The following is a 23,277-nucleotide window of genomic DNA, read 5'->3' on the forward strand; positions in this document are numbered from 1 at the left end:
CTATTCGGCCGCAATGAGGCCTGGACGTATGCTCCGGCGCGATATGTCGTCGATCGCTTGCAAAGCCTTCGCTTCCGCCTGGAGCCAGTTGCGGAAGAGGTCGACCCGCATCAAGCGTGCCTTAGGTACGGTCGTCGCAAAGAAATAGGAGAAGTTGACGGGCTGTGGCGCACCGAAGGGGCTGACAAGCCGGCCCGTCCTGAGCTCGGCTTCCGCCAGCCGGACCTTGCCGAGACCGAGCCCTTGCCCGGCCAGCGCAGCGTCGATCACCAGAGATGATTGGTTGAGCCGAATGCCGCCTTGCGAGAGCCGGTAGGAAAGCCCCTCTGCCCTGAGCCAAGCATTCCAGTCCGGGCAGGAATGGTCGTATTCTGCGCCTTCCTCGTGTAGCAAGGTCACGTCCTCCATAAATTGAGGCCCGCCCCAGAGCGAATGGCGGTCGGCAAATTCGGGACTGCAGATCGGCAAGACGGCTTCGGAGAACAGATGATCCACCGCAAGGCCCGGATAGGCGCCGCTGCCGTAGCGGATGACGCAATCGGCTTCACCGGCGTTGAGGTCGGTCAGTTGTGTGGACGCGTCGACCAGAACCTGCAATCCCGGCGCTGCACGCCGCAGGCCGTCCAGCCGGGGTATCAACCATTTGCTGGCGAAGGAGGGCGCCACGGACACACGGATCGGCAAATCGTGATCGCTGGCTGCAAATTGCGCCATGGTGGCGAGGACGGCATCGAAGGCATCCGTCAGGCCGGGCACCAGCGCCAGGCCGGCGGAGGTGAGCTGAAGATGCCCCCGTGCGCGGTGGAAAAGCGGTTGGCCGAGATAATCCTCGAGCAGGCGAATCTGTTGCCCGACCGCAGCCGAGGTCACGTGCAACTCCTCGGCCGCACGGATGAAATTCAGATGCCGCGCCGTTGCGACGAAGGCGCGCAGCGACGTCAACGGCGGCAGCCGCGCCAAGGTCGGCTGAATGGATTTTTTCCGGGTGCTGGCAACTGTGCTCATAGCTGCGATTGCAACACAATCCTGCCGGCCAAGACGAGAACATGCTTTGCGTTTGTCCGAAACGACGGAGACTTTTTCTTCCCCGCAAGCCCTTCAAGAGGAAGCAAAAACTAAGACTGCGCAGTAGTCTATATTTTTACTGGATTATCGCCCTGCCTCGAAGCCGACCTCGGCCTCCTCGAGAAGCTTTTCTTTCGAATAGGAGGAGAAAAACATTCTTTCGAATTTGCCGGCTTCGATCTGAAGATATGCGCCCAAACAGATGCCGCGATCATATCTTTAGCGAGGAATAGTCAGATGGGCGTCAACCGCCGTCAATTCAATCAACTGCTGCTACTGTCGACTGCCAGTGTCCTCATGCCGTCGATGGGCGCTCTCGCCGCCGAGGAAAAGCCGCCGAGGGGCGGCACGCTCAATTTCATCGTCGAGCCCGAGCCTCCGACGATCCTGGCGCTGGCGCATACCGCCGGCGGCACGCAGAAGGTCAGTCCGAAAATCACCGAGGGGCTGCTGGCCTATGACTTTGACCTGAAGCCACAGCCGCAGCTCGCGACCGAATGGTCCGTCAGCGAGGACGGCCTCACTTATACGTTCAGGCTTCGCCCGAACGTCAAATGGCATGATGGCAAATCGTTCACATCGGCCGACGTTGCCTATTCCATCGAGCTGTTGAAGCAAGTCCATCCGCGCGGCCGCGGAACGTTCGCCAATGTGACGGCCGTCGAGACACCGGACCCGCTGACGGCGGTCTTCCGCCTTTCCAAACCGGCTCCCTATCTTCTGACCGCGCTCTATGCTGCCGAATCTCCGATCGTGCCGAAGCATGTCTACGAGAACACCAAGATCGCCGATGTGCCGACCAACCAGAACGGCAGCGCGCCGATCGGCACCGGTCCCTTCATCTTCAAGGAGTGGGTGCGCGGCTCGCATATCATCCTCGAACGCAATCCGGACTATTGGGACGCGGGCAAACCCTATCTCGACCAGATCGTGGTGCGTTTCGTGCCCGATGGTGCTGCCCGCGCAGCAGGCTTCGAAACCGGGGAATTCGATCTCGGCGGCGACAATCCGATCCCGCTTGCCGATCTGGAGCGTATCAAGGCGCTGCCGAATATCGGTATCGAGCCGCGCGGCTACGCGACGAAGGGCGACCAGACGCAGCTCATCTTCAATCTCGACAACGAATATCTGAAGGATGTCCGCGTGCGGCGCGCCATCGCCCACACGATCGATCTGAACGTTATCCTGAACACCGTCTGGTACGGCTACGGCCATATCTCGCCGACCCCGATCAGCGTATTTCTGCCGCACTACGTCGACCCGTCGATCAAGCCCTATACCTTCGATATGAAAGCCGCCGAACAGTTGCTCGACGAGGCCGGATACAAGCGCGGGGCAAACGGCATCCGTTTCCGGCTGCGCCTGACGCACAATTCCTACAATGAAGGCTTCAAGCGCGTCGCCGAATATCTCAAACAGAATCTCACGCGCATCGGCATCGACGCAACGATCGATTCCTATGATTTTTCGACTTATATTCAGAAGGTCTATACCGAGCGCGCTTTCGACGTGACGGCCGAATATCTCGGAAACCAGTTCGATCCGACGCTCGGCGTGCAGCGCATCTACTGGTCGAAGAACTTCAAGATCGGCCTACCCTTTTCCAATGCCAGCCACTATGCGAATCCGGAAGTCGACCGCCTGCTGGAGGCGGCCTCGGTGGAAATCGACGACGCAAAGCGCAGACAAGAATTCAATGACTTCCAGAAGATCATTGCCGACGAGGTCCCGGTAGTGAATCTGATCGCGCTGGAGAATGTCACCGTCTTCAACAAGCGGGTGAAGAACCATACGATCGGCGCCGAGGGTGTGCAGGCGAACTTCGCCGAGGTCTATATCAAGGAAGGCGATGGCTGAGAGCGGCCGAAGCCTGAAGCGAGGGCGCATCGTGGGTGCGCCCTCTTTCGTTTCAGACCAGGTCAAGACGCAGCTCTAGCGGGGGTGATCTTGGCCAGAATGCGATCGGCAAGCGCGATCGCCTGTGTGCGTTGCTCGCTGATCGAGCTTGATTCCCAGGCAACGCCACGTAGCGGATGGCCGATGGCGCTCAAGTTGCGGTGGATGAAGCCCTCTTCCGAGATCACATCCCCTTCCGGCGTCGCATCGATGCCGAAACTCGTGGGGTGCGGCCGCACCTCGCCGCTTGCAACCAGGCTCTTGACGAACGGATCGGAAATTCGCCGCCAGTCATGCAGTTGATGCCCCCTGCAATCGATGACGCCGTCGAAAGAAATCCGCTCGACACCCGAGCGGACCTTTAAGGTCGCCGCGATCCTGGCACCCTTGACCGACAATCCCGCCAATCTCGCAGGCCGCTGCAAGAGGCGGCCTGCGGCTATTACTTCCGCGACCGTTCGATAGCTCTCAGGCGCTGCGCGATGCGCTGTCACGTCCCAGAAAGGACGTAGGTGGCGGGCAAAACGTAGCCGCTCGCGGTCGCTGGCATTCTGCCACAGCGGCAGGACGTACGACCGCAATGCCAGCGGGAGCCCCTGCCAGTCACCGCCGGCCGCGGCAATGGCCCGGCGCTCGGCCTTGACGGTGGACAGCAGCGACCGTGCCGTCGTCGGAAGCGGCCGATCCGCGAAGAGATCGCGCGCCGCTTCCACAGTCCTGCGCCCTTCGACGAATTGGCCCCGGCGCGATATCACTTGGTAGTTGCCGCGAAACCCACGTGCCTCCATGCTGGCAATGGCATCCACCATCGACAGGCTCGAGCCAATCAGCAGGATATTTTCTGCTCCCACAAGCCGGTCGAGCGCCGCGGAATTCCATGGCGTGTCGGCAAAGCCCGGATGGCCTGCGATGGATGCTTCCTGTGGAGAAAGTTGTGCTTGAAAGACACCGAGCGCGAGAACAGCTTCTTCCGCGTCAATGATTGTGCCGTCGGCAGCGGTGACCCGGATTCGGTGGGGAGCCGAGACGAGCTCGGTTGCGGAGGATCGAAGGTGACGCACGGTGGATCCGTGCCGTGCCTTGGCGATAGCCCCGTTCAATTCGTCCCGAACGTAGGTTCCAAAGAGATAGCGCGGCGGGCTGCTGGCGCCGATATCCGCCGGCAGTTGCCAACCGTAAGCCTGGCCATTCGTCGCGAGCCAGCGCGCCAAATGCTCTGGATCCTCTGGATAAAGGGAAAAAGTATTGGCGGCGCCGTTGACCAGATGGACGGCTTCGGTCGTGCTATAGGCAACGCCACGCCCCAGTTCCGCGCGCGGTTCTATAACTGTGATCGAGAGCGGCACTTCGGTGCGATCGAGCAATTTGAGCGCCGTCAGCGCGCCGGCGAAGCCGCCGCCGATGATGATGATCGAATGTTTCGAGAAATAATCGATCTGCATGCGTCCCTCAGAAGACCTTGCCTTCTTCGAGATGCGTCGTCGTGCCATTGATGTAGTAATCGCCGACGACCCTCGCCTTGTGCAGCAGCGGATTGTGGTTGAGGACCGTTCGGATGTTGCGCCAGTGGCGATCGAGGTTCAGATGCCGAGACGTAGCCGATCCGCCCCCCAGTTCAAACACGTTGGTTGCCGCCGCAAGGGCAAGCTGCGAGGTGACGATCTGCGTACGGGCCGTCGTCAGCGCGCTTTCAACCAGTGCCGCCTCCAATCTGTCCGGATTATCGGCCGCAAAGGCTTCGACCGTCCGATCGAGCGTATGCGCGCTCTCGCGGATGAGCGTATCGACCGCGAAGGAGCCGGCCGCGATCTCGCCCAAGATCTTCTGCACAAAGGGATCGGCATTTGCGGTTTCGGCCGCACTGTGGGCTGCCGAACGCGCCTGCCTGCGGACGTAATCGGTGCCCTCGGCCAAAACCCCCCTGACGGCGCCTGCCATCGAGGCAGCGAGATGCAATTGCCGCAGTGTCGACGTATGACGGCCGACAAGCGTGTTCAAGCCTCTCGTGGAGATTTCATGCGGCAGGACCTCGACATCGTTGAGGAGCACACCGCCGCTTGCCGTCAGGCGCTGGCCCATGCCGTCCCAGTCATCCAGGATCGTGACGCCCTTGCGATCGACGGGAAAGAGCACGCTGACGAGTTGGTCCTCGTCATTCTTGGCGCTGAAGGAAGCGAAATCGGCAAAGGCCGTGCCCGTGGCATACCATTTGCGGCCGTTGAGGCGGTAGCTGTCGCCAACTTTCGTCAGCCGCGTCGTCACCTCGCCCGGCCGTTTCGTGCTCTGTTCAGTATGCGCGCCGCCGAAGAGTTTGCCGGATAACACGCGGCTGAGCTGCGTGCGGTCGATGGCCGTGTTGGAATTGAGCAGCAATCCCTCGGTGAAATTGAAATGGCTTCGAAGGGCATGGGCGACATTGGAATCGGCTGCGCCGATCGCCATGATCATCTCAATATAGTCCACCACCGAGCCGCCGGGGCCCCCGAGAGCGACGGGAATACGCAGCGCACCGAGGCCGGCTTCCTTGAACAGCCGGAAGGCTTCGAACGGTAGCTCGCGCTCGAGATCGCGCTTGGCGGCATCCCTGCCGATTTCCACTACCAGGTCGGGGACCTTGGCCAGCAGGACGGCGAGATCATCGGCTGTTGGAATGGCTGATGGGACAGAGGAAACGGCGTTCGGCATGAGGAGCCCCTTCGGCACCAGGAAAACAGAGGGCGGGGCTTGCGATCACCGCAGCCCCGACCGGTGGGGGTCGATCAGGCGACGGCGCGCGCAAGCGGTACGACGTTGTCGTCTGTGCCGGCTGGGCCGCGCGGCACCCGGCCCTCGACCGGATGGCTTGGATCGTTGAAGCCCGGCGTCGACGGGTGTCCTGTCGCGACCAGCCGGTCGACCATGGCCTCATCCTCGGCGTCTATCTTTACGTCGAGGGCGCGGACGTAGCTGTCCCAGTGCTCCTCGGTGCGCGGCCCGGTAATGGCGGCGGAAATCAGTTTATTGTTCAGCACCCAGGCGATCGCGAACTCGGTCGGTGTTACGCCCTTGCGCGCGGCATGGGCTGCGATCTCCTTGGCGATCGTGATCGATTCCGGCCGCCATTCGGTTTCGAGGATACGCTTGTCGCCGCGGCCGGCCCGGGTGTCGGCGGCCGGTGCCTGGCCGGGTTCATATTTGCCGGTCAGCACGCCCCGCGCCAGCGGCGAATAGGAGACGACGCCAAGCCCGTAGTGGTAGGCGGCTGGGAGCTGTTCGGCTTCCGCCGTGCGATTGACGATATTGTAGAGCGGCTGGCTCGCCACAGGGCGGTCGATACCGAGCTGATCGGCAAGATGCGAGATTTCCGCAATACGCCAGCCGCGGAAATTCGAGACGCCGAAATAGCGAAGCTTGCCGGCGCGGATGAGATCGGCGATGGCGCGCACAGGCTCCTCCAGCGGCGCGTCGAAGACGGCGCGGTGGAAATAGAGGATGTCGATGTAGTCGGTGTTGAGGCGCCGTAGCGAATTTTCGACGGTCTCGATCACCCACTTGCGCGAATGGCCGCCAAGGTTCGGGCCTTTTTTGTGCGAGTTGACGAATTTCGTGGCGACGACCCAGTGATCGCGATGCGCCTTGATGCCACGGCCGACCACCTCTTCCGATTTGCCGTCATGGTAGACATCGGCTGTGTCGATGAAATTGATCCCCTGTTCGCGCGCCTTGTCGATGATGCGGAAGGCGACATCATCCGGCGTCGGCCCGCCGAACATCATCGTTCCCAAGCTGAGCGGCGACACCTTAAGTGCGCTGCGTCCGAGATAGCGGTAATCGACCATTGGCATTCTCCATTTCTATTGGGCGTGATGGCAGGCAACCGCATGGTCGCTGCCGAATTGGCGCAACGCCGGGTTTTCAGTCCGGCAGATATCGGTGGCGAGTGGACAGCGTGTGTGGAAACGACAGCCGGTCGGTGGATTGTGCGGGCTCGGAAGATCGCCGTTGATCGGCGCGGCCTGCTTGCGTCTGGTTGGATCCGGAACGGCGGCGAGCAGCGCCTGCGTGTAGGGATGTTTCGCCCCGACCCAAAGGTCGCTCGTCGATGCGCTCTCGACGATGCGGCCGAGATACATGACCAGCACACGGTCGGCGAAATAACGCACGACCGAAAGGTCGTGCGAGATGAAGAGATAGGAAAGCGACAGTTCCGTCTTCATCTCGACGAGAAGATTGAGGATCTGCGCCTGGATCGACAAGTCCAGCGCCGATACGGGCTCATCGCAGATGACGAGCTCCGGCTGCAGGATCAAGGCGCGGGCGATGCCGATGCGCTGGCGCTGGCCGCCGGAGAATTCGTGCGGATAGCGCTCGAGCGCATCGGCCGGAAGACCGACATGTTCGACCATCGCCGCCGCGATCGCATCGCGGCGCCGGCGGTCGCCGATGCCGTGCACTGCAAGCGGCGCCGTCAGGATCGTGCGGATTGTCTGGCGTGGGTTAAGCGAGGCGAACGGATCCTGGAAAATCATCTGGATGCGCCGGCGGATCGCCTGTAGCTCCCTGCCCGACATCGCCGAGACATCGCGGCCCCTGAAGGTCACACGGCCCGCAGAGGGGGCAACCAACCGCATCAGCGATTTCCCGAGCGTGGATTTGCCGCAACCGGACTCTCCCACGAGCGCAACCGTCTCGCCCTCGCCGATTTCGAGGGAAACGTCATCCACGGCGCGTACCGTACCCTCGGCCGCCGGGTAGTGTGTCGAAAGCCTATCGACCGAGAGAAGCGGCATGGGACGCCTCCGCAATGGCTGGAACATAGGGGCAGGCAACCTCGCGTCCGGCGGAAAGGCTGAGAAGCGGCGGCACGGAGGCCCCGCAGGCGGCTCGCGCGACCGGACAGCGCGGCCGGAACGGGCATCCCTTTTCGCCGGCAGCGGAGACGATCGAACCGGGGATTTCCGATAACGGTCCGTCGCGGTAGTGATAATCCGCCTTCAGCCGTGGCGATGCCGAAAGCAAGCCCTGCGTGTAGGGGTGATAAGGCGTCTCGAAGACGGCATCGGGCAGCCCCTGCTCGACCTTGCGGCCGGCATACATGACAACGACCCGATCAGCCCATTGAGCGACGATGCCGAGATCGTGCGTGATGAGGATTACCGCCATGTTTAGCTGGCTGCGCAGCCGGTCGAGCAATTGCAGCACCTGGGCCTGGATCGTGACGTCGAGCGCAGTTGTCGCCTCATCGGCGATCAGAAGCTTCGGATTGCAGGCAACGGCGATCGCGATCATGACGCGCTGGCGCATGCCGCCGGAAAGCTGGTGCGGATAGTCGTCCACGCGCCTTGCAGCTTCGGGAATGCTGACGAGATCGAGCAGCTCGATCGCACGGGCGCGGGCCTGCTTGCGGCTCAGATTCTCGTGGGTGCGCAGCACCTCGATGATCTGATCGCCGATCGTCAACACCGGATTGAGCGAGGTCATCGGCTCCTGGAAGATCATTGCGATGTCCCGGCCGCGGATCCGCCGCATCTCGCTCTCGGCAAGCGCCAAAAGATTGCGCCCGTCGAACAGGATTTCACCGCCGGCTTTTGCGTGAGCAGGCAAGAGCCGCATGAGACCCAGGGCGGTGAGCGATTTGCCGGAACCGGATTCACCGACGATCGCCAGCATCTCGCCCGGCGCGGCGGTGAAGCTCACGCCTTTGACGGGTTCGGCGGCGGAGAAACGAACGGAAAAATTCCGGATATCGAGAAGTTCCGTCATTACCGCTCCTCCGAAAAACGCGGATTGAGCGCATCGTTAAGACCGTCGCCGATCAGATTGAGCGCAAGAACGGTGAAGACGATGGCGAGACCGGGCAGCGCGGTCAGATACCAGGCGGTGCGGATGGCATCGCGGCCGGTGCCGATCATCGATCCCCAGGAGATATGGTTGGGATCGCCGAGTCCCATGAAGGAAAGCGCTGACTCCATCAGGATCGCGCTCGCCACCATGACCGACGAGGTGACGATCAACGGCGGCAGCGCGTTCGGCAGGATCTCAAGGAAGATGATGCGCCCGTGACCGAAGCCGAGGCTTCGGGCGGCCAAAACATAATCCTTCTCGCGAATGGCGCGGAACTCGGCGCGCGTCAGCCGGGCAACCGTCGGCCAGCTAACGATGGCGATGGCAAATGTCACGGTCGTGACCGACGGCTGGGCGATCGCGACAAGCACGACGAGCAGCACGAAGCTCGGTATCGTCTGGAAGATTTCGATGAATTTGACGAGGAGATCGTCGACCAGCCCGCCGAAATAGCCGGCGAGCGCACCGATGGTGATGCCGGCGCCAAGCCCGAGAAGCGTCGCGGCTATACCGACGGTCAGGGAGATGCGCGCACCGTGCAGAATGCCGGCGAGCACATCGCGACCCATTGAATCGGTTCCGAGCGGATAGGCCCAATCCTGGCCCGGCCATAAGAAGGGCCGCGCCACCATCTCCATCGGGTCACCGGGATAGAAGACCGGCGCGAGCAATGCCGCGAGGACGATGAGCGCCAGGAAGGCGAGCCCGAAAAGCGCATTGGGATTGGAAAGGAATATCTTCAGCTCGCGCCGCCGGCCCTGCCAGCGTGTGCCCGGCGCCGAAACGGTGCGCGCGTCCGGTGCATGGATATGTGTCCAGCGCGGTTGCGCGGGCGACGCTGCGGGCTTCGCCTTGGCCGCCGCCTCGGCGGCGAATTCAATCCGCGCGCCGCGGTAGGTTCCAACTTTCGGGGCGTTCATCGGCTTGCTCCAATTCTTGGGTCGATCCAGGCTTGCAGGAGATCGACCGCGGCATTGGCGACAATCACCAGAAAGGACGACAGCAACAGGATGCCGAGCAGGACGCTGAAGTCGCGGGCCATCACGGCTTCGAAAGCTAGGCGGCCGAGACCGGGCCAGCTATAGACCGTCTCCACCACGACTGCGCCGCCGAGCATGCCGCCGAAATGCATGCCGGCCATGGTGGTGATCGGAATCAGCGCGTTGCGAAGCACGTGCCGCGTCGTCAGGACAAAGGGGGAAACGCCCTTGGCGCGGGCCGTGCGGACGAAATCTTGCGATTTGACTTCCAGCATGGAAGCGCGCGTCAGCCGCGCATAGATCGCGAGATAGAACAGTGCCAGCGATATGGCCGGCAGCACCATGTAGCGCGCACGGTCCAGAAGCGAGGGCAAGCCGGTCAGCCGCGATCCGATCGTGCTGTCGCCGCCGCTCGGCAGCCAGCCGAGCTTTACCGAAAACAGCAGGATCAGCATCAGACCGATCCAGAAACCCGGGATCGAATAGAAGAGCAGCGAGACGATGGAAATCAGCCGATCCGGCAGGCGGCCGGCAAAAGTCGCCATCAGCGATCCCAGGACCAGGCCGACGGTGATCGCGATGACCAGGGCGGCAAGCATCAGGACCAGGGTTCCTGGCAGGCGCTGCCCGATGAGATCGGCGACCGGCATGCCGTAGCGCGGCGAAAAGCCGAGACTGAAATGGGCGAGATTGTTCAGGTAGTTTCCTAGCTGGACGAGGATTGGATTGTCGAGACCGAAACGCTCGCGCAGCGCCGTCATCGTCTCGACCGTCGCCGAGCCCGATTCCGCCGCCATGACATCGGCAGCGTCGCCCGGCGCCAGCTTGAGCAGGAAGAAATTCAGGATCACGATGCCGAGAACCGTCGGCACCGCCTGAATGACGGTTCGGCGTATCGTCCGCCCCATCCGCTTGTATGCTGACATCGCCGCTCCTTTGCGGACCGCAGATTTGTTGCTACCGCATTGCAATAGTAGTTGACTAAATCTGTGGGTTTTGTCAAATCCATATCGGTAAATATTTCCAAAACCAGCCGAAAATTGCAGATTTTTTGCACTAGTTTCTCAACTGTCGCATGTTTACGAGAATAAAATTTTATACTGCCAATCAGCACAGGCAAAAAACTCTACCAGGACCGCTTCGGCGGGAAGATAAAACCCCAGGGGCCGCCCCACACGGAATTCGGCCCGCAGACACATGAGGCCAGACGCAGATGACCATTTTCCCCGAAACCACCCGCCGCGGCTTTCTGCTTGCGTCCGCCGCGCTCGGCGTGACCATGGCGGGTCGGCTGCAAGCCTTTGCCGAACCCGTCCGGGGCGGCACGGCGACGCTACTGCTTGCCGCCGAACCGCCCGTGCTGACAACGATCGCCCATACTGCCTTCAATTCTGTCTACGTATCGCCGAAGACGACCGAAGGCCTGCTGACCTATGACTTCGATCTCAATCCGCAACCGCTGCTCGCCAAGGAGTGGTCCGTCAGCAGCGACGGCCTCACCTATACATTCAAGCTGCGCGACGGTGTGAAGTGGCACGACGGAAAGCCATTTTCTTCTGCCGATGTCGCCTTCTCCATCAACACGATCAAGGACGTGCATCCGCGTGGCCGCAACACCTTCCTTAATCTCGTCGACATCGAAACACCGGACGCACTGACGGCAATCCTGAAACTGTCGAAGCCGGCGCCCTACCTGATTACCGCGCTTGCCGCTTCCGAGACGCCGATCGTTCCGCGTCATATCTATGAAGGCACGAAGGTGGCGGAAAACCCGGCTAATCTGTCGCCGATCGGAACCGGCCCCTTCAAGTTCAAGGAATGGGTGCGCGGCAGCCACATCGTCTACGAGCGCAATCCGGATTACTGGGATCAGCCGCGGCCCTATCTCGACCAGTTGATCGTCCGCTTCATTCCGGACGCAGCGGCGCGCTCGATCGCCATCGAGACCGGCGAGATCGACCTAGCGCCATCAACGCCGGTGCCCTTCAGCGATTTGGAGCGCTTCAAGAGCCTGCCGAACCTCGCCTTCGATTCACGCGGCTATCAATATTCCAACGGCGTCAGCCGCATCGAATTCAATCTGGAGCGGCCGCTGTTCAAGGATATTCGCGTCCGCCAGGCATTCGCACATGTGATCGACCGCAAGGTCATCAAGAACACCATCAACTACGGCTACGGCGAGGCCATCTCGGGTCCGATCAACCCGAACCTGACCAGGTGGTACGTGCCCGATCTCAAGACCTATCCGATCGATCTTGCGGCTGCCGAAAAGCTGCTCGACGACGCCGGCCATCCGCGCGGCTCGGACGGCATCCGCTTCCGCATCAATCTCGACTATGTCCCGAGCGGCGAGACCTACAGCCGCGGGTCGGATTACATTAGACAGGCGCTTGCCAAGGTCGGTGTCGACGCGACCGTCCGCAGCCAGGATTTCGCAACCTATACCAAGCGCATCTATACCGACCGCGATTTCGATTTCGCCTTCGAAGGCATGAGCAATCTCTTTGATCCGACGGTCGGCGTTCAGCGCCTCTACTGGAGCAAGAACTTTAAGCCGGGCGTACCCTTCTCGAACGGCGCGGCCTACAGCAATTCCAAAGTGGACGCGCTGCTCGAAGCCGCCGCAGTCGAGATCGATCCGCAGAAGCGCGTCGATCAATGGCGGCAGATCCAGGAGATCTTGGTCGAGGACTTACCGGCGATCGACGTCGCCAGCCAGCCGGAATTGACGATCTACAACAAGCGCATCGCCGATCACACGCGCGGCGGCGAAGGCATCTCCGGCAGCCTCGCCTATGCCTACGTCACCGCGGCCTGACGCTGCCGCCAAGTCCGAACCATCGAGACGCAAGGGGACACCCATGTCCATTCAACATCTTCCCGGCTCCATCGTGGGCTTGCCGAAATTCATCGGCCCGACTGACTTTCCCGACAGTCCGCTGTCGCAGGCGCTTAGGCAGCCGGTGCTGCTCGGCCTCTTCCTTCCCATCCAGGCCGGCGGATGGACGCAATCGACGCTGGAACGCTCGACCGATTGGCGCTTCGATTACAACAAGGCGCTGACGCTGCGGGCCGAGGAGCTGGGCTTCGATCTGGTCTTTGCTCTGTCGCAATGGTTGCCCAAAGGCGGCTACGGCGGGGTGTTCGACGGCCAGGCGCTGGATAGTTTCGTCTCGACGGCAGCTTTGGCGGGCTTGACGAAGAAGATCATGCTGATCTCGACTATGCATGTGCTCTATGGACCGTGGCATCCCCTGCATCTTGCGAAGTTCGGCGCCACGCTCGACCATATCACCGGTGGCCGCTGGGGCATCAATGTGGTCACCGGTCATCGCGCCGTCGAGCACGAGATGTTCGGCTGGCCGCGCATCGAACACGACAAGCGCTACGAACTGGCGGCGGAATTTCTCGAAGTCGTCCAACGTCTCTGGAACGACACGGAGAATTTCTCCTACGAGGGCGAAAGCAGTTGGAAACTTGGCGGCGGCTACGTGACGCCGAAGCCGAATTTCGGCCGGCCGATCCTAGTCAACGCCACCGGCTCCGATGCCGGCATCGCCTTTGCCGGCCGCTATTCGGACATCGTCTTCATCACCAGCCCGACCGGCGCCGACATCGCTAGCGCGCTGGCCTCACTGCCCGCCCATACCAAACGCGTCAAGGACGCCGCCACGAATGTGGGCCGCACGGTTCGCACCTTGCTGAACCCGATGGTCATCTGCCGGCCGACGGAGAAAGAGGCCTGGGAGCTGGCGGACCGGATCGTCGCCCACGCCGACCAGCGCTCGCCGCAGGGCTTTCAGTCGCTGAATTCCGACGCGCATGCCTGGAAGGGCCGCGATCCCGGTGATCCCTATCGTTTCATCGGCGGCAACATCCGCGTCATCGGCTCGCCGGAACAGGTGGTCGATCAATTCGTCAAGCTCAAGGCCGCCGGCGTCGACGGCCTGCAGCTCAGCTTCTTCGATTTCCGCGACGACCTGGAATTCTTCGGCAGCGACGTGCTGCCGCTGATGAAGCAGGCCGGCCTGCGCAACTGAAAGGGACGATCATGACAAGCAATGCCATCTCCGAAATCTGGTATACGCGCTGCCCTGTCCCGACACCCGTCGGCCTCGCAGCACAGCTCGGTTATCTCGAAGAGACGTTCCGCAAGGAAGGCGTCACGCTGAAATCGATCATCGACTCGCCTGACCGCAACATCCGTCAAAGCCACTTCAACCACACACTCGACTGGTCCTTCCGCCACGGCGGCAACGTGCCGCCGATCCGCGCCCGCTCGGAAGGCCGCCGCACGCGACTCGTCGGGATCACCTGGACGGACGAGTTCCAGGCGATCATTACCCTGCCGGGCACCGGCATCAAGACGACCAAAGATCTGAAGGGACGTCGTTTCGGCATCGCGCGCCGGCCGGAAGGCATCGTCGATTTCATGCGGGCCACCGCGCTCAAAGGCCTGGTCTCCGCGCTCTCGCTGGAGGGCCTGTCGCCCGCCGATGTCGAGATCGTCGAAATCGCGCTTGCCGAATCCGTACTCGCCAACCAGGAAGGCTCGTCCCTCTTCGGGTTGAAGCGCCGGCAGGCCTTCGGCGAGGAAGCGGCCGCGCTGCTGCGCGGTGAGGTCGATGCGATCTATGTCAAGGGCACCGCGGGCATCAATGTCGCCAACTTGATCGGCGCGGTTCAAGTCGTCGAGTTTGGGTTCCATCCCGATCCGAAGATCCGCATCAATTCCGGCTCGCCGCGCGTGCTGACCGTCGACGAGCTGCTGGCCGAGGAACGGCCGGACCTCGTGCGGCGGCTTCTCGAAGCGATCTTTCGCGGGAGTGCCTGGGCGAAGGCCCATCCCGAGGAAACCCGCCGCTTTGTCGCCCGTGAAGCGGGTGCGACGGAAGAGCAGGTGCTCGCCGCCAACGGTCCGGATATCCATCGCCATCTCGGTCTGGGACTGGATCCCGAGCTTGTCGACGCTGTCGAACACTACAAGAATTTCCTGCGCGACTGGGGCTTTCTCGCCGGCGACTTTGCCATCGCCGATTGGGTCGATCGCCGCCACATCGACGGCTTCGACGCCCGCGCGGTCGCCTAGACGGAGGGCACCGTGAACATCAGGCCGCAGTATTCCGAAGATATCATCGGCAAGGCGCACCGCCTCGCCGATGATTTTTCCGCCACCGCCGCCCATCACGACGCGACCGGGGAATTTCCCTTCGCGAACTTTGACAGGCTATTCGAGACCGGGCTGCTCGGCCTGGTAACAGCACGGGAGCATGGCGGGTATGGCGGCGGGCTTGTCGACGCCCAGGCCGTTATCAGCGAGATCGCCCGCGGCGAGCCGTCGACGGCTCTGGTACTCGCCATGCATTACAACACCCATTACAGCCTGCGCCGTTTCGGCAAATGGCCGGACCATCTGGCGGAACGGATACTATCGGCCAACCGTTTTGGTCTTGCTCTCATCAATGCGGCCCAGGCCGAGCCGCGCATCGGCTCGCCGGCGCATGGGGCCTTGCCGGAGACGATCGCACGGCGCGACGGCAACCGCTGGCGGATCACCGGCCGCAAGAACTACGTCACCGGTATTCCAATCCTGAAATGGGTTTCGCTGTTGGCCGTAACAGACGAAGCAGAGCCTCGCCTTGCATCTTTTCTGGTGCCGACCGATGCGCCGGGCTTCCGCATCGAGAAGACCTGGAATGCTGCGGGCATGCACGCGACTGCGAGTGACGACATCATCCTCGAAGATGTGGCCATCCCGCTCGAAGACGTCATCGAGGCACAGCCGGCCTCCGAGCCAATCCGTCGCGAGGAACACGCGACCGCCTTCTTCTTCTCGCTGATCGGTGCCGTCTATCATGGTGTGGCAAGATCGGCGCGCGATCGCGTGCTCGCTTTTACCGCCCGCCATGCACCGGCGAGCCTCGGGGCGCCGATCGCCACGGTGCCGCGCATTCAGGACGGTCTCGGCGAGATCGAGGTGCGTCTTTCCACAAACGCGCGGCTGCTGCGCTCGCTCGGCGAGGATGTCGACGCGGGCAGGCCGGTCGGAATGGACGGCATGACCGTGCGCCACGTCGTCATCGACAATGCTGTCGCCGTGACCAGCCTTGCGCTGGATATCGCCGGCAATCCCGGCCTCAATCGCGACTTCCAGCTCGAACGCCATCACCGTGACGCAATCACCGCCAGATCGCATGCGCCGCAAAATCACATGATCCGGACGATCGCTGCGAAAAATGCGTTGGCGCGGTTGGTGGCGACAGACGGCTGATAGGGGCTTGCTGGTAGCGACACGCTGCAGCCGTTTTCACTTCCGGCGCACCCATAGACACAAAGCCCAGCGCGATCCACGATCGCGCTGGGCCGATAGGAACCATGTCCCGTATTGGCGCTTCAGGCCACCGCACTCAGTTCGCTGGAGGCGAAATCCACCAGCAGGATGGCGATCTCATAACCGCGCCGCTGCAGCCAATGCGCCACCGTGCGGGCACGCACGCCGAGCAGGTCATCGATCAGGACGACGCGGGCGCCGCGAACGGCGATCGTGCGATAGGCAACGCCGAGCAACTGCCCGCCTTCCGAGGAAAGCGTGCCGTCGAGATGGCTTTTCTCGAACTCCTCCGGCGCACGCACATCCAGCAGGTAGGTCGTCCTGTCCGGATCAGCGGCCCATTGTCGGGCGGTAGCAATATCGATTTCGGGGAAATGGTCGTTCGCACTCAAAGCCTGGATATGTTCACGGGCGAAATCCAGCGCGGCGGCACTTGCTTCGTCGTAGACGCGGATCTTGCCGGTTTCGAGCGCCAGCCCGGCGCCGGTCCAGCCTTTGGTGCCATCATGCAGATAGGAGACCTGATTGGGCACTTTCGCATCGATCAGCGTTTGGGCGCCCAAGATGGCGCGTGGCAACCCGGCGCAAGAGACGACTACCCTCGTTTTCTCTGAGGGCACGACGTCCTTGAACCGCAGTACCAGCTCTGCGCCGGGCACGCTGACAGCGCCAGGCACATGATCCCGGCTGAATTCGAGAACGGTGCGCGTATCGATGACGACGACATCCTCACCGGCATCGCGCAATTTCTTCAATTCTTCGGCCGAAATCACCGGCGTATTCTTCTCGTCACGCACCGCAACGGAAAAATCGACGCCGGGCGTGTCGAATGTCGGAAGGGGCGCATCATTGCCACCGGCCGTCCAGGCGGGAATGCCGCCTTCGAGCGCGAAGACGTTTGGCCGCCCCGCTTTGTCCAGCTCCTTGGCGAGCCGGGCGGCAGCGCCGTCGCCGCCATCGGCAAGGACGGTGCGCACGACGGCACGCGGAACAAAACGACCGATCTCCCTTGTCACGCGCTCCGTGGGCAGATTGGTCGCAAACAGTGGCGATGCATAGCCGACATCGGCCGGATCGCGGATATCGAGCACCGCCAGTTCCTTGCCGTCTGCAAGCCAATTGCGGAAAGTGTCGCGGGAAATCGTCTTCTGGGTCATGATCAGGTCTCCATCAGTCGTTGCTGTCGACACCCCGGAGGTTATTGAGCCGGCATTCAATTGCGAAGGCGCAGCAACGCCGGCTTTCGCCACAAGTCGGAAAGTAATTTCGTAATCTATAAAATCTATAGACTATATTTTCTTATCGCGCCTTCGCACCTCCCATAGCCTCTTGAGCATTGAGACCGGAACGCCGCAAGCGTCCGAAGCCTGGAGGGACGATATCTTGAAGACGAGCCTGTTCATTCGATTCATCCGAGGCGCCGGTCTCGGACTTGCACTTGCCGCCGTTCTGGCGACTACTGCAGCCGCAGAGGATACGCCGGACCTCTCTGATGTGACGATCACGGTCGGTACACCCAACAAGACGGGCCTGCATCGGCAACTGCTAGCCTCCGGGGAAGCGGAAAACCTCCCCTACAAGATCAAATGGGCCGATTTCGATTCCACGCCGCCGCTGGTCGAAGCGCTACGCGCTGGCCATGTCGACATTGCCGCTGGCGGCGACACCGGCGTACTCACCGCCATCGCCAACGGCGTGAAGATTACGATCCTCGCCGCGTCCTGGGAGCGCAAGGAAAGCGGCAGCGCCATCCTCGTTCGCGGCAACTCTCCGCTGAAGACCGTCGCCGAGCTCAAGGGCCACAAGATTGCGCTGCCCTACTTCACCAAGCAGCACTACCAGTTCGCCAAGGCGCTGGAGCAGGCGGGCGTGCCCTGGGACGACAAGCTGATCCTGAATCTCAACACCACCGACGGCCTCTCTGCCCTGGTCAATGGTCAAGTCGATGCGTTCGTCGTCTGGGACCCGAACACCGCCATTGCGCAGCAACAGCATGGCGCGCGCATCCTGCAATCGCTGAGCCAGGTGATCGACACCGCCGGCGTTCTCTACGCGCCAACCGAAACTCTTGCCGGTCCGGCGCGCAAGGCCGCCCTTCAGGATCTGACCCGACGGATCATCCGCGCCCAGGCATGGGTGAACGACCACCCTCAGGAATGGTCCGGGCAGATCGCGAAACTGTCGCAGATTTCCATCGACGCCGCCAATCTGCAGACCAGCCGCTCCCGGGTGGAGTTCGTTCCCGCCACCGATGCAAAGGCTATCGCCGGCTGGCAGCAGGAGGTCGGCTACTTCCACCAGACCGGACAATTCCGCAGGGATTTCAAGGTCGAGGATTATGTGGCCAAGGATTTCGGCGACGTGATCAACGGTGAAAACAAGAAACTCGCGAAGACGAACTGATGGCAAGCGTCACAGCCCTGCCGGAGTCTCAGCGCGGCTCGCCGTCGGCACGGCAGAACATCCAAGCGCCGGCGGCTGAAGGGCTTGAGCGCATCGTGCCCGCCGGTAGGCGAAAGCGAAATCCGGTCCCGCGCTGGCTCAGCAAAAGCCTGGGCGTCCTTGCTCTGGTCGGGGTCTGGTGGCTCGGCACCAGCTACGGCTGGATATCCGAGGATCTTCTTCCGGGGCCGCGGACCATGTGGTCGACGCTTATCGACCTCATCGGCAGCGGCGAGTTCTCAGGAGCGCTGGCGCTGTCGGTCCAGCGCGTTGCCATCGGATTCGGTTTCGGCTTCAGCATCGGCGTCGGATTAGCGCTGATCTCCGGTCTCTTCAGGCTGGGCGAAGATCTGATCGACGCACCGATGCAGATGGCGCGCACCCTGCCCTGGGCCGGCCTCGTGCCGCTGCTGATCATCTGGCTCGGCATTGACGAAACGCCGAAGATCACGCTCGTCGCCTTCGCCGTCACCTTTCCGCTTTACGCCAATACTTTCGCGGGCATTCGCAATGTCGACAAGACGCTCGTGGAGGTGGCGAAGACCCTGTCTTTCGGACGCCTGGCCCTGATTTTCCAGGTGATCCTGCCCGGCGCCCTGCCGGACCTGCTGGTTGGCCTGCGCTATTCGCTGGGATCGGCTTGGCTGGCACTGGTTTTTGCCGAAACGGTCAATGCGCAGGGCGGTCTCGGCTATCTGATCATCCATGCCCGCGAAGTCTACCGCGTCGACATCATCATCCTGTGTCTTGCCATCTACGCACTGCTCGGGCTTTCGGCCGACCTTATCGTCCGTCTGCTGGAAAGGCTGCTGCTACGCTGGCGTCAGAATTTCGACGGAGCATGACCATGCATTCTTCTGTGACGACGTCCCGGCAGGGTCTGGCGGTCAGCGTTCAGGGGCTGACCCGCCGCTTCGGCGAGCGCACGGTCATCGACCGGTTGGACCTCGACATCAGGCGCGGCGAATTCGTCGCTCTCCTCGGGGCAAGCGGCTGCGGCAAGAGTACGTTGCTGCGTATTCTCGCCGATCTCGATCATGACATCGAAGGCGATGTCCTCGTCTCGCCGCGGCGCGGCATCGCCTTTCAATCACCACGCCTCTTTCCGTGGAAGCGAGTATGGAGCAACGTCGTCGCCGGCTTGCCGGCGGGACGCGACAGGGCGCGCGCCGACGCTGCGCTGGGCGAAGTGGGGCTTGCCCACCGCGGCGACGCCTGGCCGAAAGACCTTTCGGGAGGCGAGGCCCAACGTGCCTCATTGGCGCGCGCCCTGGTTCGTAATCCGGACCTGCTTCTTCTCGACGAACCTTTCGGAGCGCTGGACGCGCTCACCCGGCTGAAGGCGCAGGCGCTGGTGGCGGACCTCTGGCAGAAACATCGCCAGGCCGTGCTTCTCGTCACCCATGATGTCGAGGAAGCGCTGCTTCTGGCCGACCGGGTGCTGGTGATGCGCAACGGCATCGTGGCACACGAAGCAGCTGTCGGCTTACCACGCCCAAGGCCACCGGGCACACTCGAATTCAACCGGCTGCGCCTGCAGCTGCTGGACTGGCTGGGCGTCGCGGAGCCGGTCGATCCTTCCATCGAACCATCGGATGAACACGAATGACGCAGATCGATCTTGCCTGGGGCGTCGGCCCCACCGCACGCTATGAGGAATTGGCCGAGCGATTTCGCGCCGTCTTCGCGCGGATTCGCGCCTCTGCGGTCAAACGCGACCTCGCCCGCGAGCTCCCGCACGCCGAGATCGGCTGGCTGAAGAAAAGTGGCTTCACCACGCTGCGCCTTGCCGAAAAGGACGGTGGCTTCGGCGGCAATTTGCCGGAACTCTTCAATCTCCTAATCGAGCTGTCCGCGGCGGATTCCAACGTCACCAATATCCTGCGCCCGCATTTCGGCTTCACCGAGGATGTGCTCAACTCCGCGGTGCCGGAGTGGCGGCACACTTGGATACCGCGGCTGGCTTCGCGGGAACTGGTCGGCAACGGCTTCTCCGAGATCGGCGACACCAAGGTCGGCACATCTTCGACGACACTGATACGCAATGGCGACCACTGGCTGCTGAACGGTTCGAAATATTATACGACCGGATCGCTCTTTGCCGATTGGATCAATCTCGGCGGCAGCGACCAGTCGGGCGAACCCGTCGGCGCTGTCGTGCCCCGCAGGGCCGAGGGCGTGGAGGTCCTCGACGATTGGGACGGCTTCGGCCAATCGCTGACGGCGAGCGGCACGGCGCATTTCTCGAATGTGCATGTCGCGCCGGCTTTCATCACGCCGCCGGGAGGCCGATTCCGGTATTCCACAGCCTTCTTCCAGCTTGTGCACCTCGCCACGCTCGCCGGCATTGGCCGCGCGGCCGCTGATGATGTCGCCCGATTGGTGTCGGAGCGCACTCGTATTTATAGCCACGGCAATGCCTCTCGGGTCGCGCAGGATCCGCAGATTCTGCAGGTGGTTGGACGGGTGCGCAGTTCGGCCTATGCGGCGGGCGCGATTGTCCTCAAGTCGGCGGAGGCGTTACAGAGGGCTTATGAGGCCCGCGAAAGAGCCGATGTCGAAGCGGTAAACGCTGTTGCAGAGCTGGAGGTCAATCAGGCCGTCAGCGTGATCACCGGACTCGTCCTTGAGGCGACGACGATCCTCTTCGACGCTCTCGGCTCCTCGGCGACCAAACAGGGTCTCGATCTCGATCGCTACTGGCGCAACGCGCGGACGATCTCATCTCACAATCCGCGCATCTACCGCGACCGGATCGTCGGCGACTTCGCGGTCAACGGAACGCCGCCGCCGGGCCAGTACAAGGTGGGGCTGGCTTGAAGATGATGGCCCTCGATGTCGAGGGCCTTTCGTTTCCGAGCGATACCGATCGGAGGCCAACCTAATCAGCTTTCGGGGCTCAGCCAGATCTGGCCGAAGCTATTGTTGATGCCCTGCGCCCCCGGCGCGAAATTCCTGACCTTCTTGTTCGCCACGATCTGCGAACCGGCCGCGACCAGATCGACGGAGACGACGTCCTCGTGGATGATGTGCTGGAACTGGTACCAAAGGTCCCGCCGCTTGCCTTTATCCGGTTCGACGGCCGCCGCCTCGAGGAGACGATCCACCTCGGGATTGGCATAGTGGCTGGCGTTTGAAAAGACGAGGCCGATCTTGAAGTTCTTGGACCAATAGGCACGCTGGACGCCCAAAGTCGGATCGAAGGTGTTCGAGAGGGATTCGATGACCAGATCCCAACTCCGGTCGGTATAGACGGTCTTCAGGAAGGTCGCGAGGTCGAGCTTGAGGATTTCCGCATCGATGCCGATGACTGCGAGCGATTGCTTGATGAAATCCGCATAAGACGGCTGCAGGAACGAATTGTAGGCGAGGCGCAGCTTGAAACGGCTTCCATTCGCGCCGCGCGGATAGCCCGCCTGATCCAGCAGTTTTTCCGAGAGCTTCGGGTCCGGGGCCCACGCCTTGATGCTCGGATCGTACCATTTCGGCAGCGCCGTGCTGACCGGGCTCGGAGAAACCTCGCCATAGCCGTAGAGCGCGATAGTCACAAGCTTCTGCAGATCGATCGCATGCGCGATCGCCAGCCGTACATCGCGTTTGGTCAGGATCTCGTTTTCATAGTTGAAGAACAACTGCTGCTGCGGACCGGAATAGGCATAGGTCGTCGTGTCCACGACGAGGCTCGGATTGGCCTTCAGGCGCTCGATATCCGACAGCGGCACCGGATTGGCCCCGATATCGATTTCACCGGTCTCGAGGGCGGCGGCCCGTGCCGCCGGATCGAGGATGACGTGCAGGATCACCCGGTCCAGATATGGTTTCGGCGCATCCCAATAGTTCGGGTTGCGGTCGAAAATCAGATGGCTGCCGGGCACCCACTCCTTGAGGATGAATGGGCCGGTCCCGATCATCTGCGCGAGCTTCGGCTGCTCCTCCGGCTTGAACGTTTCATAGATATGCTTCGGCACGATCGGCGATTCCGAACTGCTGAGCGCGGTGATCAGATAGGGCGCCGGCTTCGAAAGCACAATGATCGCCGTGTGCGCATCGGGCGTCTCCACCGCGGTCACGTTCTGATAGGTGATGCGGCCGCGCGGGTGTGCCTGCTTCAGTCGGAGGATGGTGAAGGCGACGTCTTCGGAAGTGAAATCCGCGCCGTCATGCCACCGGACGCCCTGGCGCAGCTTGAAGGTGTAGCGGAGCTGGTCGTCGCTGACGGACCACTCGGTCGCCAGCAGCGGAATGGGGTTAAGGTCATAGTCGAAATCGAAGAGCCCCTCATTCACTTTCGGACCGATTGCCTGCCCGGTGCCCGATGATGTGTTGATAGCAATCAGCGATGTCGGATCAGGGTAATAGGCCCAGTTCAGCGTGCCGCCCCTGACCGGTGTTTCGGTCGCCGCTTCTGTAAGGCTCGGCATGCCGGCCATTGCCAGGCTGGCACCGCTGAGAAGCAATAGCTGATTGAACTGACGGCGATTGATCGGCATAGGGTCTGCTCCGGGCGTATCGGCGGGAAAACCGCGAACGGAGCCCCATGCTCCGTTACAAGGATGATCCGTTCACAGCCCTGAAATCCAAAGGCAGATTTTCTATTGCATTACGAAAGCAATGCTTGCCGAGGGGGCTCGCCCCGCTAACCAGGGCTATCGCATTTGAGCGATGACAGTTCTTGCGAATTCGTCGGACCATCCGGATCGTTTTCGTTTGCGTCGAATGGAGATATTTGGCCTTGCGATC

At 62.0% G+C, this 23,277-nt stretch carries 19 protein-coding genes; 9 read left to right on the plus strand and 10 right to left on the minus strand.

The annotated features are described in order from the left end of the window. Entirely contained in the window at nt 1-1,005 is a 1,005-nt protein-coding gene (locus PY650_RS14615; protein ID WP_285880025.1) for a LysR substrate-binding domain-containing protein, read from the minus strand. A gap of 297 nt (nt 1,006-1,302) precedes the next feature. Here PY650_RS14615 and PY650_RS14620 point away from each other — a divergent pair, with 297 nt between their 5' ends. Then, complete coding sequence (locus PY650_RS14620; protein ID WP_285880026.1) at nt 1,303-2,922, plus strand: ABC transporter substrate-binding protein; 1,620 nt, start codon at nt 1,303-1,305, stop codon at nt 2,920-2,922. Between the two features lie 62 nt (nt 2,923-2,984). Here the strand turns inward: PY650_RS14620 and PY650_RS14625 are convergent, their stop codons facing one another. The 7 genes from PY650_RS14625 to PY650_RS14655 form a co-directional block, all read right to left on the minus strand. Further along, nucleotides 2,985-4,403, minus strand: a complete 1,419-nt coding sequence (locus tag PY650_RS14625) for an FAD/NAD(P)-binding protein (RefSeq protein WP_285880027.1) — start codon at nt 4,401-4,403, stop codon at nt 2,985-2,987. 7 nt (nt 4,404-4,410) lie between these two features. Then, the gene (locus PY650_RS14630) at nt 4,411-5,646 is read right to left on the minus strand and encodes an acyl-CoA dehydrogenase family protein (RefSeq protein ID WP_285880029.1); all 1,236 of its coding nucleotides are present in this window, start codon (nt 5,644-5,646) and stop codon (nt 4,411-4,413) included. Nucleotides 5,647-5,720: 74 nt separating this feature from the next. Continuing rightward, complete coding sequence (locus PY650_RS14635) at nt 5,721-6,779, minus strand: aldo/keto reductase (protein ID WP_285880030.1); 1,059 nt, start codon at nt 6,777-6,779, stop codon at nt 5,721-5,723. 15 nt (nt 6,780-6,794) lie between these two features. After that, complete coding sequence (locus tag PY650_RS14640) at nt 6,795-7,730, minus strand: ABC transporter ATP-binding protein (protein WP_285880031.1); 936 nt, start codon at nt 7,728-7,730, stop codon at nt 6,795-6,797. Next, on the minus strand, nt 7,708-8,703 hold the full coding sequence (locus PY650_RS14645) for an ABC transporter ATP-binding protein (protein ID WP_285880032.1): 996 nt from the start codon (nt 8,701-8,703) through the stop codon (nt 7,708-7,710). Before PY650_RS14645 ends, PY650_RS14640 begins: the two co-directional genes overlap by 23 nt. Beyond that, a complete protein-coding gene (locus PY650_RS14650; RefSeq protein ID WP_285880034.1) occupies nt 8,703-9,704 on the minus strand; it encodes an ABC transporter permease in 1,002 nt (333 codons plus the stop codon). Before PY650_RS14650 ends, PY650_RS14645 begins: the two co-directional genes overlap by 1 nt. Continuing rightward, nucleotides 9,701-10,690, minus strand: coding sequence for an ABC transporter permease (locus tag PY650_RS14655; RefSeq protein WP_285880035.1), 990 nt, complete (start codon nt 10,688-10,690; stop codon nt 9,701-9,703). The genes PY650_RS14650 and PY650_RS14655 overlap by 4 nt, the downstream gene beginning before the upstream one ends. Nucleotides 10,691-10,977: 287 nt before the next feature. Here PY650_RS14655 and PY650_RS14660 point away from each other — a divergent pair, with 287 nt between their 5' ends. Genes PY650_RS14660 through PY650_RS14675 form a run of 4 tightly spaced genes read left to right on the plus strand, consistent with a single transcriptional unit; the run spans nt 10,978 to nt 16,035 of the window. Then, nucleotides 10,978-12,582: an ABC transporter substrate-binding protein gene (locus PY650_RS14660; RefSeq protein ID WP_285880036.1), complete on the plus strand. Its 1,605-nt coding sequence runs from the start codon at nt 10,978-10,980 to the stop codon at nt 12,580-12,582. Nucleotides 12,583-12,625: 43 nt separating this feature from the next. After that, nucleotides 12,626-13,804, plus strand: coding sequence for an LLM class flavin-dependent oxidoreductase (locus PY650_RS14665; protein WP_285880037.1), 1,179 nt, complete (start codon nt 12,626-12,628; stop codon nt 13,802-13,804). A gap of 11 nt (nt 13,805-13,815) precedes the next feature. Further along, nucleotides 13,816-14,853: an ABC transporter substrate-binding protein gene (locus PY650_RS14670; protein ID WP_285880038.1), complete on the plus strand. Its 1,038-nt coding sequence runs from the start codon at nt 13,816-13,818 to the stop codon at nt 14,851-14,853. A gap of 12 nt (nt 14,854-14,865) precedes the next feature. Then, on the plus strand, nt 14,866-16,035 hold the full coding sequence (locus tag PY650_RS14675; RefSeq protein ID WP_432761532.1) for an acyl-CoA dehydrogenase family protein: 1,170 nt from the start codon (nt 14,866-14,868) through the stop codon (nt 16,033-16,035). 122 nt (nt 16,036-16,157) lie between these two features. Here the strand turns inward: PY650_RS14675 and PY650_RS14680 are convergent, their stop codons facing one another. Beyond that, nucleotides 16,158-17,252 (minus strand): rhodanese-like domain-containing protein, encoded by a 1,095-nt coding sequence (locus PY650_RS14680; RefSeq protein ID WP_285880039.1) that lies wholly within the window; start codon nt 17,250-17,252, stop codon nt 16,158-16,160. 226 nt (nt 17,253-17,478) lie between these two features. On the opposite strand from PY650_RS14680, the gene PY650_RS14685 reads away from it, so the two are divergent. From PY650_RS14685 to PY650_RS14700, 4 genes are read left to right on the plus strand one after another with little or no spacing between them, the layout of a single operon-like run. Further along, nucleotides 17,479-18,498 (plus strand): ABC transporter substrate-binding protein, encoded by a 1,020-nt coding sequence (locus PY650_RS14685; RefSeq protein WP_285880040.1) that lies wholly within the window; start codon nt 17,479-17,481, stop codon nt 18,496-18,498. Next, nucleotides 18,498-19,382, plus strand: a complete 885-nt coding sequence (locus PY650_RS14690) for an ABC transporter permease (RefSeq protein ID WP_285880041.1) — start codon at nt 18,498-18,500, stop codon at nt 19,380-19,382. The genes PY650_RS14685 and PY650_RS14690 overlap by 1 nt, the downstream gene beginning before the upstream one ends. Then, on the plus strand, nt 19,379-20,146 hold the full coding sequence (locus PY650_RS14695; RefSeq protein ID WP_285880042.1) for an ABC transporter ATP-binding protein: 768 nt from the start codon (nt 19,379-19,381) through the stop codon (nt 20,144-20,146). The genes PY650_RS14690 and PY650_RS14695 overlap by 4 nt, the downstream gene beginning before the upstream one ends. Further along, nucleotides 20,143-21,357: an acyl-CoA dehydrogenase family protein gene (locus PY650_RS14700; protein ID WP_285880044.1), complete on the plus strand. Its 1,215-nt coding sequence runs from the start codon at nt 20,143-20,145 to the stop codon at nt 21,355-21,357. Before PY650_RS14695 ends, PY650_RS14700 begins: the two co-directional genes overlap by 4 nt. 65 nt (nt 21,358-21,422) lie before the next feature. On the opposite strand, the gene PY650_RS14705 is transcribed toward PY650_RS14700, so the two are convergent. Further along, entirely contained in the window at nt 21,423-23,027 is a 1,605-nt protein-coding gene (locus PY650_RS14705) for an ABC transporter substrate-binding protein (RefSeq protein ID WP_285880047.1), read from the minus strand. Between the last annotated feature and the right edge of the window lie 250 nt (nt 23,028-23,277).

The organism is Martinezella calliandrae (genome assembly GCF_030272695.1).
Lineage (GTDB): Bacteria > Pseudomonadota > Alphaproteobacteria > Rhizobiales > Rhizobiaceae > Rhizobium > Rhizobium calliandrae.